The sequence below is a fragment of the Modicisalibacter sp. MOD 31.J genome (assembly GCF_020147985.1).
GTDB classification, from domain to species: Bacteria; Pseudomonadota; Gammaproteobacteria; order Pseudomonadales; family Halomonadaceae; genus Modicisalibacter; species Modicisalibacter coralii.
Map to the genome: position 1 here is coordinate 746,253 of NZ_JAGXFF010000001.1, position 14,335 is coordinate 760,587.

8 protein-coding genes are annotated in these 14,335 nt (G+C 64.2%); all 8 read left to right on the plus strand.

Going from position 1 to position 14,335, the window contains the following annotated elements:
* Nucleotides 1-4: 4 nt before the first annotated feature.
* The 8 genes from KGR00_RS03330 (at nucleotide 5) to rfbD (ending at nucleotide 14,275) form a co-directional block, all read left to right on the plus strand.
* Nucleotides 5-1,264 (plus strand): glycosyltransferase, encoded by a 1,260-nt coding sequence (locus KGR00_RS03330; protein ID WP_224424136.1) that lies wholly within the window; start codon nucleotides 5-7, stop codon nucleotides 1,262-1,264.
* A 416-nt stretch (nucleotides 1,265-1,680) separates the two neighbouring features.
* Nucleotides 1,681-2,406 carry a tail fiber protein gene (locus tag KGR00_RS03335; RefSeq protein WP_224424137.1) on the plus strand — a complete coding sequence of 242 codons (726 nt, stop codon included), beginning with the start codon at nucleotides 1,681-1,683 and terminating at the stop codon, nucleotides 2,404-2,406.
* Nucleotides 2,407-2,606: 200 nt separating this feature from the next.
* On the plus strand, nucleotides 2,607-9,731 hold the full coding sequence (locus KGR00_RS03340) for a DUF4347 domain-containing protein (protein WP_224424138.1): 7,125 nt from the start codon (nucleotides 2,607-2,609) through the stop codon (nucleotides 9,729-9,731).
* Between the two features lie 60 nt (nucleotides 9,732-9,791).
* The gene (locus tag KGR00_RS03345; protein WP_224424139.1) at nucleotides 9,792-10,742 is read left to right on the plus strand and encodes a hypothetical protein; all 951 of its coding nucleotides are present in this window, start codon (nucleotides 9,792-9,794) and stop codon (nucleotides 10,740-10,742) included.
* A 112-nt stretch (nucleotides 10,743-10,854) separates the two neighbouring features.
* On the plus strand, nucleotides 10,855-11,925 hold the full coding sequence (gene rfbB, locus KGR00_RS03350) for a dTDP-glucose 4,6-dehydratase (RefSeq protein ID WP_224424140.1): 1,071 nt from the start codon (nucleotides 10,855-10,857) through the stop codon (nucleotides 11,923-11,925).
* 21 nt (nucleotides 11,926-11,946) lie between these two features.
* The gene (gene rfbA / locus KGR00_RS03355; protein ID WP_129139172.1) at nucleotides 11,947-12,834 is read left to right on the plus strand and encodes a glucose-1-phosphate thymidylyltransferase RfbA; all 888 of its coding nucleotides are present in this window, start codon (nucleotides 11,947-11,949) and stop codon (nucleotides 12,832-12,834) included.
* The gene (gene rfbC, locus KGR00_RS03360; protein WP_129139173.1) at nucleotides 12,831-13,376 is read left to right on the plus strand and encodes a dTDP-4-dehydrorhamnose 3,5-epimerase; all 546 of its coding nucleotides are present in this window, start codon (nucleotides 12,831-12,833) and stop codon (nucleotides 13,374-13,376) included. The genes rfbA and rfbC overlap by 4 nt, the downstream gene beginning before the upstream one ends.
* Complete coding sequence (gene rfbD, locus KGR00_RS03365) at nucleotides 13,373-14,275, plus strand: dTDP-4-dehydrorhamnose reductase (RefSeq protein WP_224424141.1); 903 nt, start codon at nucleotides 13,373-13,375, stop codon at nucleotides 14,273-14,275. The genes rfbC and rfbD overlap by 4 nt, the downstream gene beginning before the upstream one ends.
* Nucleotides 14,276-14,335: the final 60 nt, after the last annotated feature.

Here is a 14,335-nt window from a genome sequence, read left to right on the forward strand (position 1 = left end):
GGGCGTGACCCAGCGCAAGGCCAGGATTCTGTTTCTGCATGTCAATTTTCCCGGTCAGTTTCGTCATCTGGCGCCGGCCCTGCATCGTGCCGGCCATGACGTGCGTGCCGTGACGCTGAACTCCCCGCCTCAGGCGCCGTTTCCGGTGACCCGGGCGCCCTTGCCGCGGGGCAACGCCCAGGGCATCGATCCGTTGCTTCGCCAACTGGACAGCAAGATCGTGCGCGGGCGGGCCGCGCAACGCGTCCTGACGGCCTGGCGGGATGCGGGTTGGCGGCCCGACCTGGTCGTCGGCCATGCCGGCTGGGGGGACATGATGGCGGTGCGCGAGCTGTTTCCGCAATGCCGGTGCCTCGGCTGGTTCGAGTTCTTCTACCATGTGACCGGGTACGACGCGGGGTTCGACGCGGAATTTCCCGCCGGTGAGGAACAGCGCCTGCGTACGCGGCTCAATAACCTGTGGCCCTTGTGGATGCTGGAACAGGTGGACCTGGGCGTCTGCGCGACCCGCTTCCAGAAGACGACGCACCCCGCCGCCTACCACGACAAGCTGCGGGTCGTTCACGAAGGCATCGACACGCAGCACTTCGTGCCCGACGCGACGGTGCGCGTGAAGGTGGGCAAGCATCTGACCCTGGATCGCGGCACGCCGGTGGTGACCTTCGTCAATCGTGACCTCGAACCCTATCGCGGTTATCACGTCTTCATGCGCGCCTTGCCCGACATACTGGCGCGCAACCCCGAGGCGCATGTGTTGATCGTCGGTGGCGATGGCGTGAGCTATGGCGCTGCGCCCCCCGAGGGGCGCAGTTGGAAATCTATCTTCCTCGAGGAAGTGGCCCCGCGCATCGATAGCCGCCGCGTGCATTTCCTGGGGCGCGTGCCGCACGCCACCCTGAGAGCGTTGATGCAATTGTCGCGCGCCCATGTCTATCTGACCTACCCCTTCGTGCTCTCCTGGTCGCTGCTCGAGGCGATGAGCTGCGCGGCGCCGATCGTCGCGTCCGACACCGCGCCGGTGCGTGAGGTGATCACCCCGGACGAGAACGGCCATCTGGTGGACTTCTTCGACCGCGAGGCCCTGGTCGAGGCCGTCGGCGAGGCCCTGAGCCAGCCCGCCGAGCGGATGACGCCGTGGCGGGCGAATGCACGACGCACCATCGTCGACGGTTACGATCTCCACGGGCGCTGCCTGCCGGCGCAGATCGCCCTGGTCGATGAGTTGTTGCGCTCGGGACTCTCGTGTGGCGTATCAACTAGTTAGTGGATAGTGGTTGTTTGATTCGGCAGCTAATTTTTTTCTGTAGAATATTGAGCGTGATCTTTTATTGTTGTGGTCTCAAGCCACGATATGCCTACAAAAAAGCCCGCTTTTCGCCGTCGATATGGCTGTCATTCTCCGGCATTAGTGTCTAATATTCATTGCATGGGAAAACTGGTCATCAGCTAGTGAGATCTTCCGGTTCGGGAAGAGGCTTTACATGAAAAGTGATAGTTGTTGATCGCTGTGACAGGCAGTCGAGGGTGTCTGTAAATCCTGAGCTCGTCTGGTGAATCTGATAAAGCCGCTGATACTCGGCAAGGGGTGCGCCGATAAACGGATGCGCATGAGCGTCTGTGCAGTCAGTTTTACGAGAACTTAATGTAAGTTGATTTATTATTATAAGCAAGGGGGCGGGTATGAATAACAAATATTCTGTAAAAAGCGGGGTTGTGTTCCGGGCGTCCTTAGTGTTGCTGACCGTTGCCGGCACTCTTGGAAGTGTCTCCCAGGCTCAGGCTACCTGTGGTCCGCCGGATTCAGTCTATATAGGGTCGGTCTGCACGACGGCTGCTAACTTTTGTCCGCGTGGCTATACCCTGATGGCAGGCCAATTGCTGGCCATCTCGGATAACACAGCCCTATTTTCGTTGCTGGGGTGTAATTGGGGAGGCGACTGTAGAACGTCTTTCGCTGTTCCTGACATGCGCGGGCGCTCGCCCGTGGGGACGGGGAAAGGCCCGGGGTTGACACTAATGCAGCTTGGGCAATATCAGGGTTGGGAAACGCATACACTGTCGGTTTCTGAAATGCCAACACACAACCACACGGCAGTTCTCTCCTCGGCAGCCATCAGTGCTTCGCTGATCGCTTATAACGGCAATGGCGCGTCGCCAACACCTTCGGATACGAATTCCCATTTTCAGACGGTGGCGAAAAACTCGTTTCAAGTTGCCAATGAGGCCAACATTTACGGCTCTGGAACGGGTAGCCCAGTCACGATGGATGGGCTGGATGTGACTCTTGGTGGCGGCAATGTCAATGTCGGCCTCACCGGCAACTCGCAGGCTTTCAATATTCGCGGGCCGGTCACGCCGCTGACCCATTGCATGGCGACCGATGGGATTTATCCGCCCAGATCTTGATGCTTTTTTCCCAAGACTAATCGCCACTCGCCGTCGTGGCTAACGACGGCGAGTGGCGTCGTAGTATCCAAGACAAAGTTGCCCGCCATTGCCGCGCTGGTGACTTATAGTAGATAAAGGTGACAGAAATGAGTATCGCGACTCTTGTGCAGGGCGGTCACGTTTTCGATGCTCCAGAGGCAAGGGCCACCGGAGCGTGCATGGTATTCGGTGGTATCTCGCAGAAGGGCACCATCAGCGATATCCGCCGGGTCGTCTTCATCGACAGAGGGGTGGCGGAGTATCAGACACTGCTACCCGGTTTGGACGAGGATACCGCCGTTCATATCGTGCCGGGGTCGCGGATGTCGATCCCGTGGATGGCCGAGGTTCTGTCGCGATACTCGTCTCTGGATAGCCTGCATATCGTCTGCCATGGCAGCGAAGGACAACTTACCCTGGGTCAAGCCGTGCTGACCCGAGAGACGTTGCATGCCTTCGCTCAGGCACTCGCCGCCTGGGGAAAAGCCCTGTCGGAGTCGGCTGACATACTGCTGTACGGCTGTCGTGTCGCTGCCGGCCAGTCGGGAATCGATTTTCTCTCCACGCTCGCCGAACTGACGGGGACAAATGTGGCGGGCTCGACGAGCGTCATCGGTGCGTCGGGGGGCTGGTCGTTGGATCATCGTATCGGTGCGGTGACGGCCGGTCCGGCGTTTTCCGAAGCCGCCATGGCAGACTATGGCCACGATCTGGCCACGGTCATCGAGAATAATCCTGGCAATGCCTACAACAGTGCATTGACGAATGCCACGGGTGTGACATTCGCCCAGTCCTTCACGGCCACCGCCAGTGGTGACCTGACGAGTATCGCGATCGTTGCCGGAGAGACTGGTGGCAGCGTGACGCTCAACGTCTATTCGGGCGAGGGCACTGGCGGTGTTCTTCAGACCACCCAGACGTTCACGGTCACCGAAGACTCCGAGAATCAGGATTATCGCTTTCAGACCGTGACACTGGACACTCCGGTCAGTGTCACGAACGGTTCCGTGTATACGTTCGAGCTACTGCATGACTCGGGGGCTTACCCGGCTTGGGGGATGGAGCAGAACGGTGCCACCGGCTCGGATGGCGATTATCCCGGCGGCATCATGTATGCGGATGGGAATACTCAAAACAACTTCGATCTCTACTTTCAGGCCACCATCACAGCCTCCAACACGCCACCCACCTTGTCCGGTCTGGATGCCACGCCCAGCTACGTCGAGGACGCGGCGGCGGTGGTGCTCGATGCGGACGCCACCGTTGCCGATGACGAGTTGGATGCGCTCAACGGGGGCAATGGCGATTACAGCGGAGCCTCGCTGACCGTTGCCCGTAACGGCGGCGCCAATGCCGAGGATATCCTGAGCTTCGACACCAGTGGTGCCTTGTTCACGGTATCCGGTAGCAACCTGCAATCAGGCGGTCTGACGTTTGCGACCTTTACCCAGAATAACGGCACCTTGGCGGTCAATTTTACCTCGTCAGGTACCACGGCGACGACCTCGCTGGTCAATGACGTTCTGCAGCGGCTGACCTATCAGAACGGCTCCGATGCCCCGCCGGCCTCGGTAACGCTCGACTATACATTCAATGACGGCACGACCGATTCGATCGGCACCAATCAGGTCACGGTGGGTATCACGCCGACCAACGACGCCCCGACGGCTAGCGGCGTGCCCACCAATGTCACGGTCACCGAGGATGCCGCCAGCGATTTCGATCTCTCGGCATTGACCCTGACGGACGTCGATGGTGACAGCCTGACGGTGACGCTGGCGGCGAGTGCCGGCAGCTTTGCGGCCACAAGCGGCGGTGGCGTGACCGTCGGCGGCTCGGGCACGGGGTCACTGACCCTGGCCGGCACGGCCGCCGATATCAACACCTATCTGGATACCGCCAGCAACGTTAAATACACCGGCGCTTCAGACGTCAACGGCAACGGTGCCGCAAGCTTCACGCTCAATGCCAACGATGGCTCGGTGAATCCCCAGGTCGGCGGCGGCAGCATCGACATCACCGCCGTCAACGATGCGCCGGTTCTGAGCGATGCAGCGCCGACGTTGACGACGGTTGCCGAAGATCCCGGCGTGCCGTCGAACGGCTCGACGGCGAATTCTACGCTGGTCTCCGCCTTGATCGACAACGGTGGATCGCTCGACAACTTCAGCGACGTGGACGGCGACTCGGCCGGCATTGCGGTGGTGGGCGTCAATCAGGGCACGCTCTACTATTCCACCGACGGCGGTACAAACTGGAGCCAGTTGACCGGAACGGTTTCCGCGTCGTCGGCGTTGCTCTTGAACGCAGACGCGAACACGCGGGTCTACTTCCAGCCGGACGCGAACGTGAACGGTTCGATCTCGGACGCGATCACTTTCAAGGCCTGGGACCGGAGTAGCGGCGCGAATGGGGGGACGGGGGCCGACACGACGGCGGGCTCCGCCTTCTCGACGGCCACGGACACGGCCGCGATCACGGTCACGGCAGTCAACGACGTGCCGACGGTGACGGCCTCGGGGGGCACCACGGCCTTTACCGAGGATGCGGGCGCGGTCGCCGTCGATGCCGGCGTCACGCTCGGCGATATCGATAATGCGACCCTGGCGAGTGCCACCGTCTCGATCACCGGGAACTACGCGAGCGGTTCGGACGTGCTCGCCTTCACCAACGACGATGCGAGCAATTTCGGCAATATCACGGCCAGCTTCGACCCGGGTACGGGCGTTCTCACGCTGACTTCCGCCGGTGCCACGGCCTCGGTGGCGCAGTTCCAGAACGCGATGCGTGCCGTCACTTTCGACAGCACCAGCGACACGCCAAGCACGGCCAACCGCACGATCACCTTCATCGCCAACGATGGTACGGGCAATAGCAGCGGGTCGACCCAGACCGTTTCAGTCGCGGCGGTGAATGACGCGCCCGTTCTGACCGGATTGGACGGAACCCCCAGCTATACCGAGGGTGCCTCGGCGGTTATCCTCGACGCCGATGTGACGGTCACGGATCCGGAACTTGCCAGTCTCAACGGCGGCAACGGTGATTTCAGCGGGGCGACGCTGAACATCGCCCGCCACGGCGGGGCGAATGCGGTGGATCAGTTCTCCATCGCCACCGGGGGCAACCTGACCGTCGCGGGCTCGTCCATCTCCGCCGGCAGCAACCAGATCGCCAGCTTCGACACCGGTTCGGCCGGCCAGGTGACCATCACCTTCGCCGACAACGGCACGACCCCGACCACCGCCTTGGTCAACGAGGTGATGCAGGCGGTCCGCTACGCGAACAATGCGAACGACCCGGCGGGCTCGTTGCAGCTCGACTGGACCCTCAGCGACGCCAATGGCGGCACGCAGGGAAGCGGCGGGACGCAAACGGCGACCGGCTCGACCACCGTTGCCATCACCAACGTCAACGACGCGCCGACGCTGACCGCGACCGGGCAGGACCCGACCTATATCGAAGGTGCCGCGGCGGCCGATCTCTTCTCCGGCGTGACGGCCGATACGGTGGAGACGACCAACACCGCCGACCGCTTCGCCTCGATGACTTTGACCGTTACCAACGTTCAGGACGGGGCGAGCGAAATTCTTCGCTTCGACGGCTCCGACGTGGCGCTCACCGACGGCAATTCCGTGACCACGGCGACCAACGGCCTGACGGTCACGGTTTCCGTGTCCGGCGCGACCGCGACGGTCGGCTTTACCGGCGCCAGCCTGACCAATGCGCAGATGCAGACGCTGGTCGACGCCATGGGTTATCGCAACACCAGCGACAACCCGACGACGGCCGGGAACCGCGTCGTCACCATCACCGGTATCCAGGATGACGGCGGTGTCGCCAACGGCGGCGCCAACAGCGCCACGCCCAATCTGGTGAGCACGGTGAGTCTGACGGCCGTGAATGATGCACCGGTGCTCGGCAACGTCGCTGGCGATACCAGCCAGATCACGGCCGGTAGCGGCGCGCTCAACGTCACCGGTCTCGACGATGCGACCCTCGCCAACGTCGACTCGGCGGATTACAACGGCGGCACCCTGGTGTTGGCACAGACCGCCGGCACGACCAACGGTAGCTGGGGGCTGGATGGCAGCATCGCCACCGCCGGGGGCGACGGGGCGATCGCCGCGGGCGAGACAATCAGCATCGGTGGCACGGCCATCGGCACGGTCGATGGCAGTAACGACGGGCAGGGCGGGAATACGCTGACCATCGCGTTCAATGGCAACGCGACGAATGCGGCCGTCCAGCAACTGGTTCGTGCCCTGACCTACGACGCGCCCTCCGGGCTCGGCAACCGCATCTTCATGCTGGATCTGGACGATGGGGATGGCACGGCCGATGGCGGTGACGCCGATGCCTCGGGGAGTTTCACGATTTCGGTCACCCCCAATCCGCCCGTGTTGAGCGGGCTGGATGGCGATTCGGTGACCTTCACCGAGGGCGGTTCGCCCGTGCTGCTGGATCTGTCGGGTAATGCCACGGTCACCGACGCGGACAGTGCGGACTTCAACAACGGTGCGTTGACGGTGAGCATCGCCGATGGTGGCGATGCCGCCGATGACGTGCTGTCGCTGTCGACGGCCGGTAATGTCTCGCTCGCCGGGACGGCCGCGGGTTCCAGTGTCTCGGTGGGAGGGACGGTCGTCGGCACGCTCGCCAACAACATCGCGGCGGGTAACGACCTGGTCGTGAACCTGGATAGCGATGCCACGCCGGCGCGTATGCAGGAGCTGATGCGCGCCTTGACCTACAGCAACACGGATAGCGCCACCCCCGACACCACCAGCCGAAGCGTGACCGTCACACTGAACGATGGCAGCGGCGCCGTTTCCACCGCCTCGACCGTGACGGTGGCGGTGGAGGCCGTCAACGATGCGCCTGTCTTCACCGGCGTCGATGCCACGCCGAGCTTCACCGAGGGCGGGGCCGCCGTGGTGCTGGATGGCGACGCCACGATCGCGGACCCCGAACTCGATGCCATGAACGGGGGCGCGGGCAATTATGCCGGCGCCAGCCTGACGCTGGCCCGCCAGGGCGGGGCGAATGCCGACGACGAATTCTCCGCCACCGGCACGCTGGGGGCGCTGACTGAGGGGGCGAGTCTGACCCTGGGTGGCAACCCCATCGGCACCGTGACCACCAACGGCGGCGGTACTCTGACGCTGACCTTCGACGCCAATGCCTCCACGGCGCAGGTGTCGAGCGCGCTGCAGCAGATCACCTATGCCAATGCCAGCGACGCGCCGCCGGCCAGCGTCGAGATCGCCTATCGCTTCAGCGACGGCAACAGTGGCGCGCAAGGCAGTGGCGGAGCACTGGCCGATGCCGACGATTCGGTGACCGTGACACTCACGGGCGTCAACGACGCACCGGTGTTCACCACGCCCACGGCGTTGAGTGTGGCCGAGAACGCCACGGCGGTCACCACCCTGGCCGCCAGCGACGCCGACGGCGATCCGCTGCTCTACAGCATCACCGGGGGTGCCGATGCGGCGCTGTTCTCGCTGGATGCCAACAGCGGGGCGCTGACGTTCACCGGCGCGCCGGACTTCGAAACGCCGAAGGACCAGGACGGCGACAACGTCTACGAGGTGACCGTCCAGGCCGACGATGGTCAGGCCCCGGTGACGCAGACGCTGGCGATCACGGTGACCGACGTCGACGAGACACCGCCGTCTCCGCCTACGCCGCCTTCCCCGCCGACGCCGCCCGTCGAGGACGATGGCGACCTGTTCACTGGTGACGATGGCTCACCCGTGGACGATGGCATCGACACGGGCCTGACGCCCACCGATACCTTTACCCGCACCACCATCGACGGGGCGCCGGCCATCCGTGCCACCACCACCGACCGGGACACCGGCGAAAGCGTGGACGTGATCTCGATCGACCCGGTGACCGACGGCTCCCGGGAGGATGACGACGCCACCACCGGCGACGTCGACGTCGAGGGCGGCAATGGCGTCAGGGTCAGCGTCTCGGAGAATACCGGTTTGCTGCTCTTCCAGCGGATCAGCACCCGTTCCGACGCCTTGCGGACGGTGATCGACCGTGACGGCACGGCGGATGGCGATGCCGAGGATCGCGACGGGCTCGATGGTTTCCTGTCGGGTGTCGGCGGCTCCGGTGGCGATGGCTTAGGTGGCGGCTTGGGGGGTAGCGGTGTCGGTGTGACCGAGGTCCGGCCGATCACGTCCACGGGCGGTAGTCATCGCATCGGCATCGATATCGGTAACGACAAGAACGTGGTGGTGGTCGATACCACCGGTCTCAGCGGGGCGGGCGGGGAGTCGATCTCGATCACCGGGTCGGGGAGCATCGTGGTGCGCGGTAGCGGTTCGTTCGACGGCACGGAGGAACTAGCCGAGGGCGCCGCGCCGGATGTGGACAACGTGCTCGGCGACAACAGCGCCCAGAGTCTGTTCTTCGGCCCCGGCGACGACATCATCCGCGGCCAGGGCGGCGACGACGTGGTGGCCTCCGACGGGGGCAAGGACCTGCTGTTCGGCGGACGCGGCAATGACACGGTCTCGGGCGGCGTCGACGACGACCGGCTGGTGGGCGGCAGCGGTAACGACACCCTGGATGGCGGTACCGGGGTCGACGTGGCGCGCTTCACCCTCGAGCGCGATCAGGTCACGCTGACCCGCGACGCCGAGGGCCGCCTGATGGTGAACGAGGCGAACGGCGAGCACGACACCCTGAGCGGGGCCGAACTGCTGCGCTTCGACGACCGGGTCGAACTGGTCGAGGCGCCGGTGCTGGTCACGGTGACCGGCTTCGATGAAGCCTTCTACCTGGCACAAAATCCTGATGTCGCCGCCGCTGTGGCGCGGGGCGAGATCACTGCGCTCGATCACTACCTCGGCTATGGAGTCCATGAGGGGCGCGAGGGCAACGGCGGGGTGACCGGTTTCGATGAAGCCTTCTATCTGTCGCAGAACGCCGATGTTGCCGCCGCCGTGGCGCGGGGCGAGATCACCGCACTCGATCACTACCGCGACTACGGTGCCCACGAGGGCCGCGATCCCAATGCGCTGTTCGACGAACGCGTCTACCGCGACGCCAACCCGGACGTCGCTGCGGCGATCCAGCGCGGCGAGCTGGACAGCGGCTACCAGCATTACCAGGCCTGGGGCTGGCAGGAGGGGCGCGACCCGTCCGCCTGGTTCGATCTGGACGTCTATCTCGAGAGCCATGCGGACATCGCCGAGGCCGGCGTCGAGCCGCTGGGGCATTACCTGCGCTACGGCTACGAAGAAGGCCGGGTGGTGACGGCTGACGACGCCGGGCTGTGGGGCTGATGCCGTCGTGGAGGTTGGGTAGGTTGTGGAGGTTGGGTAGATCATGGAGATAGTGCCGCTGTGGCCGTGAAGGTAGCCCAGCGGCATCCCGTGAGCGGTGCTGCCGAACCGGCTCTGCTGCCCAACGAGCCTCGTGTCCTTGATGCGGTGCGTCAGCAGGCCCTGACCGAGCAGCACCTGCTGGCGTTTTCCGGCGATCTCGAGGCGTTGTTCCTCACCCTGCGTCGCAGGGTCGATGAACCGTTGCGCCAGGCCTGCCCGGTCAAGCGGGGAAAAGCCTACCCCCTGGGTCAGTGCCTGGAAATCTCGCAGGCGGTGATCCAGCATCTGGCGGGGCTGGAACCGGCCGGACTGGCGCTGGAGGCCCGGCACGGGCTGCGGCGACTCCAGGCCTTTCACCAGGCAGGGGGTGTCCTGCGTCAGGTGTGGGGCGACCTGCGCGGTGACTATTTCCAGAATGCCCTCCTGGCCGGCACGCTGTATGTCGATGTCGCCAACGATACCGTCGATCGTGCCAAGCCGTCGGTGGAGATCCTTCCCTTCGCCGAATCCGGCCTGCAGGCCATTGCCGACTATCGTCATTTCGCCCGGGTGGCGGCGGGTTACTGGCGTGGCCGGACCTTTGCCAACCATGCGTTGCCGGCGCTGGCCGCCTACTTCCCGCTGCTGATCGTCACCGAGGATGGCTTCCTGCAGTGTCAGTCGGCCTGCGACTACATGCTGGCTCTCAACGCACGCGCTGGTTTTCGGCCTGCCGAGGCGGTGCTGCGGGATGCGCCGATGAACGCGTCGCTGTTCTCGACACTGCGCCGGATACTGGAGCCGCTGGCGCTGGCGCTGGCGCTGGCGCTGGCGTGGCCGGCGGATGCCGAGGCGGGACGCCAGGCGGCCTTGTTGCATTGCCGGCGGGCCCGTGAAGGCAGCGCCGCCATGGGCCGCGACGCGGCGGTCAGGGCGGTTCTGGCGGTCAATCGACAATTGGCGAGGCACCGGGTGGTGCTGCGTCACTGACAACGCTGCTGCCCGGCGCATAAGGTTGTATCATCGACAGGAGTGGAGTGTGCCTTTTCCCATTTTAGGATAGGCCGTAGACTGTGGCCGATTTTTTACAATGGATGAGGCAATGAAAATACTGGTCACGGGTGGCGCCGGTTTCATCGGTTCGGCGGTGGTGCGCCATGTCATTGGCGACACGCAGCACCGTGTCGTCAACGTCGACAAGCTGACCTACGCGGGCAACCTGGCCTCCCTGGGGGAGGCGGCGCGCAGTGATCGCTATGCCTTCGAGCAGGTCGACATCTGCGATGCCGATGCCCTGCGTGGGGTGTTCGAGCGGCACCAGCCCGACGCGGTGATGCACCTGGCGGCGGAGTCCCATGTGGATCGCTCGATTCACGGGCCGGCGGATTTCATCCAGACCAACCTGGTCGGCACGGGAGTCCTGCTGGAAGCGGCACGCAACTACTACGAGGCCCTGCCGGAAGAGCGGCGCGCGGTGTTCCGCTTTCATCATGTCTCCACCGACGAGGTATACGGCGATCTCGACGGCCCGCACGGGCTGTTCACCGAAGACACGGCCTATGCCCCCAGCTCGCCCTATTCGGCCAGCAAGGCGGGTTCGGACCATCTGGTGCGCGCCTGGCACCGGACGTTCGGGCTGCCCGTCGTGGTGACCAACTGCTCGAACAACTATGGCCCCTACCATTTTCCCGAAAAACTCATCCCCCTGATGATCCTCAATGCCCGGGCGGGCAAGCCGTTACCCGTGTATGGTGATGGGAGTCAGGTGCGTGACTGGCTCTACGTGGAGGATCATGCCCGGGCACTGGTCACGGTGCTGACCTCCGGGGCGATCGGGGAAACCTACAACATCGGTGGGCACAACGAACATCGCAACCTCGAGGTGGTCGAGCGTATCTGCACGCTGCTCGATGAGCTGGCTCCCGAGCATCCGGCCGGGGTGTCGCGTTACGCGGAGCTGATTACCTACGTCAAGGACCGGCCCGGTCACGATCTGCGCTATGCCATCGATGCCGGCAAGATCGAACGCGACCTCGGCTGGCGGCCCCTCGAGACGTTCGAGTCCGGGTTGCGCAAGACGGTGCAGTGGTATCTGGAGAACGACGACTGGGTGGAGGGTGTCACCAGCGGTGCCTATCGTGAGTGGACCTCGCATCACTACGGAATGGATTGAAACGAGTCAGGAAGAGACGCCATGAAGCGCAAGGGTATCATTCTCGCCGGTGGGTCCGGCACTCGCCTGCATCCGGTGACGATATCGGTTTCCAAGCAATTGCTGCCGGTCTACGACAAGCCGATGATCTACTACCCGCTGGCGACGCTGATGCTCGCGGGTATCGACGAGATTCTGGTCATCTCCACGCCTCAGGACACGCCACGTTTCAAGCAGTTGCTGGGTGATGGCAGTCAGTGGGGCATCGCCCTCGATTATGCGGTACAGCCCTCCCCGGACGGGCTGGCTCAGGCCTTCATCATTGCCGAGGAATTTCTCGACGGTGCGCCGAGCTGCCTGGTACTGGGCGACAACATCTTCCATGGTCATGACCTGAAACCGCTGCTCGACAACGCCATGGGGCGGGAGCAGGGGGCCAGCGTGTTCGCCTATCACGTGCATGATCCGGAACGCTACGGCGTGGTCGACTTCGATGCCGAGGGCCGGGCGACCTCTCTCGAGGAGAAACCCGCCGAGCCGAAATCGCCGTTCGCCGTGACCGGGCTCTATTTCTATGACGGCGATGTGGTCGAGATGGCCAAGTCTCTGACGCCGTCGGAACGTGGCGAGCTGGAGATCACCGACATCAACCGTCTGTATCTCGAGCGTGGCGATCTCAACGTCGAGATCATGGGCCGCGGCTTCGCCTGGCTGGATACCGGCACCCATGAGTCGTTGATGGAAGCCTCGCATTTCGTGGCCACCATCGAGCATCGCCAGGGGCTGAAACTGTGCTGTCCCGAGGAAATCGCCTGGCGGCACGGCTGGATCGACGACGACCAGCTCCTGAAGCTGGCCGAGCCGCTGGCGAAGAGCGGCTATGGGCAGTATCTGCGCCGTGTGATCAAGGAAAAGGGAGTGTATCGATGAAGGCGGTAGCGACCGACCTGCCCGAGGTGGTGATCCTCGAACCCAAGGTGTTCGGCGACGCGCGAGGCTTCTTCATGGAGAGCTTCAATCAGCGCGCCTTCGAGGAGGCCACCGGCTGCCGGCGTGACTTCGTGCAGGACAATCACTCCCGCTCACGTCAGGGCGTGCTGCGTGGGCTGCACTACCAGCTCGAGCATACCCAGGGCAAACTGGTACGCGTGACGCATGGCCGTGTCTACGATGTCGCCGTCGACCTGCGTCGCTCCTCGCCCCACTTCGGCCAGTGGGTGGGAGTGGAACTCTCGGCCGACAACCATCGCCAGCTGTGGGTGCCGGAAGGCTTCGGACATGGCTTCGTGGTGTTGTCCGAGAGTGCCGATTTCCTCTACAAGACCACCGATTATTATCATCCGGCCTCGGAGCGCAGCATCCGTTACGACGATCCCGAACTGGGCATCGAGTGGCCGGACGTGCCCAACCTGACCCTGTCCGACAAGGACCTGGCCGGCGCGACGCTGCGCGAGGCGGAGGTCTTCGAATGAGCGACACGCGGCTGGATTATCTGATCCTGGGCGCCAACGGTCAGGTGGGGCGTGAGCTGGAACGCGCCATGCAGCCGTTCGGACGCGGCCTGACCCTGGGGCGTGGCGATTGCGATCTGGCCGAGCCGGGTGCGGTGGCCGCCACGCTGGCGCGACACGCGCCGGGCGTGGTGATCAACGCCGCCGCCTACACGGCCGTCGACCGTGCCGAGAGCGAGCCCGAGCTGGCCCGGCGCATCAATGCCGAAGCCGTGGCGGAGCTGGCGGCGGCCTGCGCAGAGCGCGATATCCCGTTGGTGCATTACTCCACCGACTACGTCTTCGCCGGCGAGGGCGAATCGGCGTACCGGCCGGACGCTTCGACGGCGCCGGCGTCCGTCTACGGGCAGACCAAGCGCGAGGGGGAACGGGCCATCCTGGCGTCGGGGGCCAAGGCGCTGGTGCTGCGCACGAGCTGGGTCTATGCCGCGCACGGCCACAATTTCGTCAAGACCATGCTGCGCCTGGCGACCACGCACGAGCGATTGACGGTCATCGACGATCAGATTGGCGCGCCGACCTGGGCGGCCACCATCGCTGACGTGACGGCCCTGGCGTTGCATGACTGGCGGCGTGAGGGCTGGTCTTCGGAGAAGGCGGGGGTCCATCACCTGACGGCCGCCGGCGCGACCAGCTGGCATGGCTTTGCAACGGCCGTCTTCGAGGAGGCGGTCGGTCTGGGATTGCTGGATGCGGCGCGTATCCCGACCGTCGAACCGATACCTTCCAGTGACTACCCCCAGCCGGCGCCACGCCCCAGGAACTCCCGGCTGGATACCTCGACGCTGCAGGACGCCTTTGCTGTCCGTCTGCCGGACTGGAGAGACGCCTTGAGAAGCTGCTTGCGTTCCATGCAATGAGCGGGTTCTTGCAAAAATCGGGAAGGTGAGGCCCGCCACGTACGCGACAGTCAGCGTCGA

Bases quoted from the DNA above. Each gene is read 5' to 3' on its own strand.
- rfbC (WP_129139173.1), top strand. From the start codon at position 12,831: ATGAAGGCGGTAGCGACCGACCTGCCCGAGGTGGTGATCCTCGAACCC.
- rfbD (WP_224424141.1), top strand. From the start codon at position 13,373: ATGAGCGACACGCGGCTGGATTATCTGATCCTGGGCGCCAACGGTCAG.
- rfbA (WP_129139172.1), top strand. From the start codon at position 11,947: ATGAAGCGCAAGGGTATCATTCTCGCCGGTGGGTCCGGCACTCGCCTG.
- KGR00_RS03335 (WP_224424137.1), top strand. From the start codon at position 1,681: ATGAATAACAAATATTCTGTAAAAAGCGGGGTTGTGTTCCGGGCGTCC.
- rfbB (WP_224424140.1), top strand. From the start codon at position 10,855: ATGAAAATACTGGTCACGGGTGGCGCCGGTTTCATCGGTTCGGCGGTG.
- KGR00_RS03340 (WP_224424138.1), top strand. From the start codon at position 2,607: ATGGTATTCGGTGGTATCTCGCAGAAGGGCACCATCAGCGATATCCGC.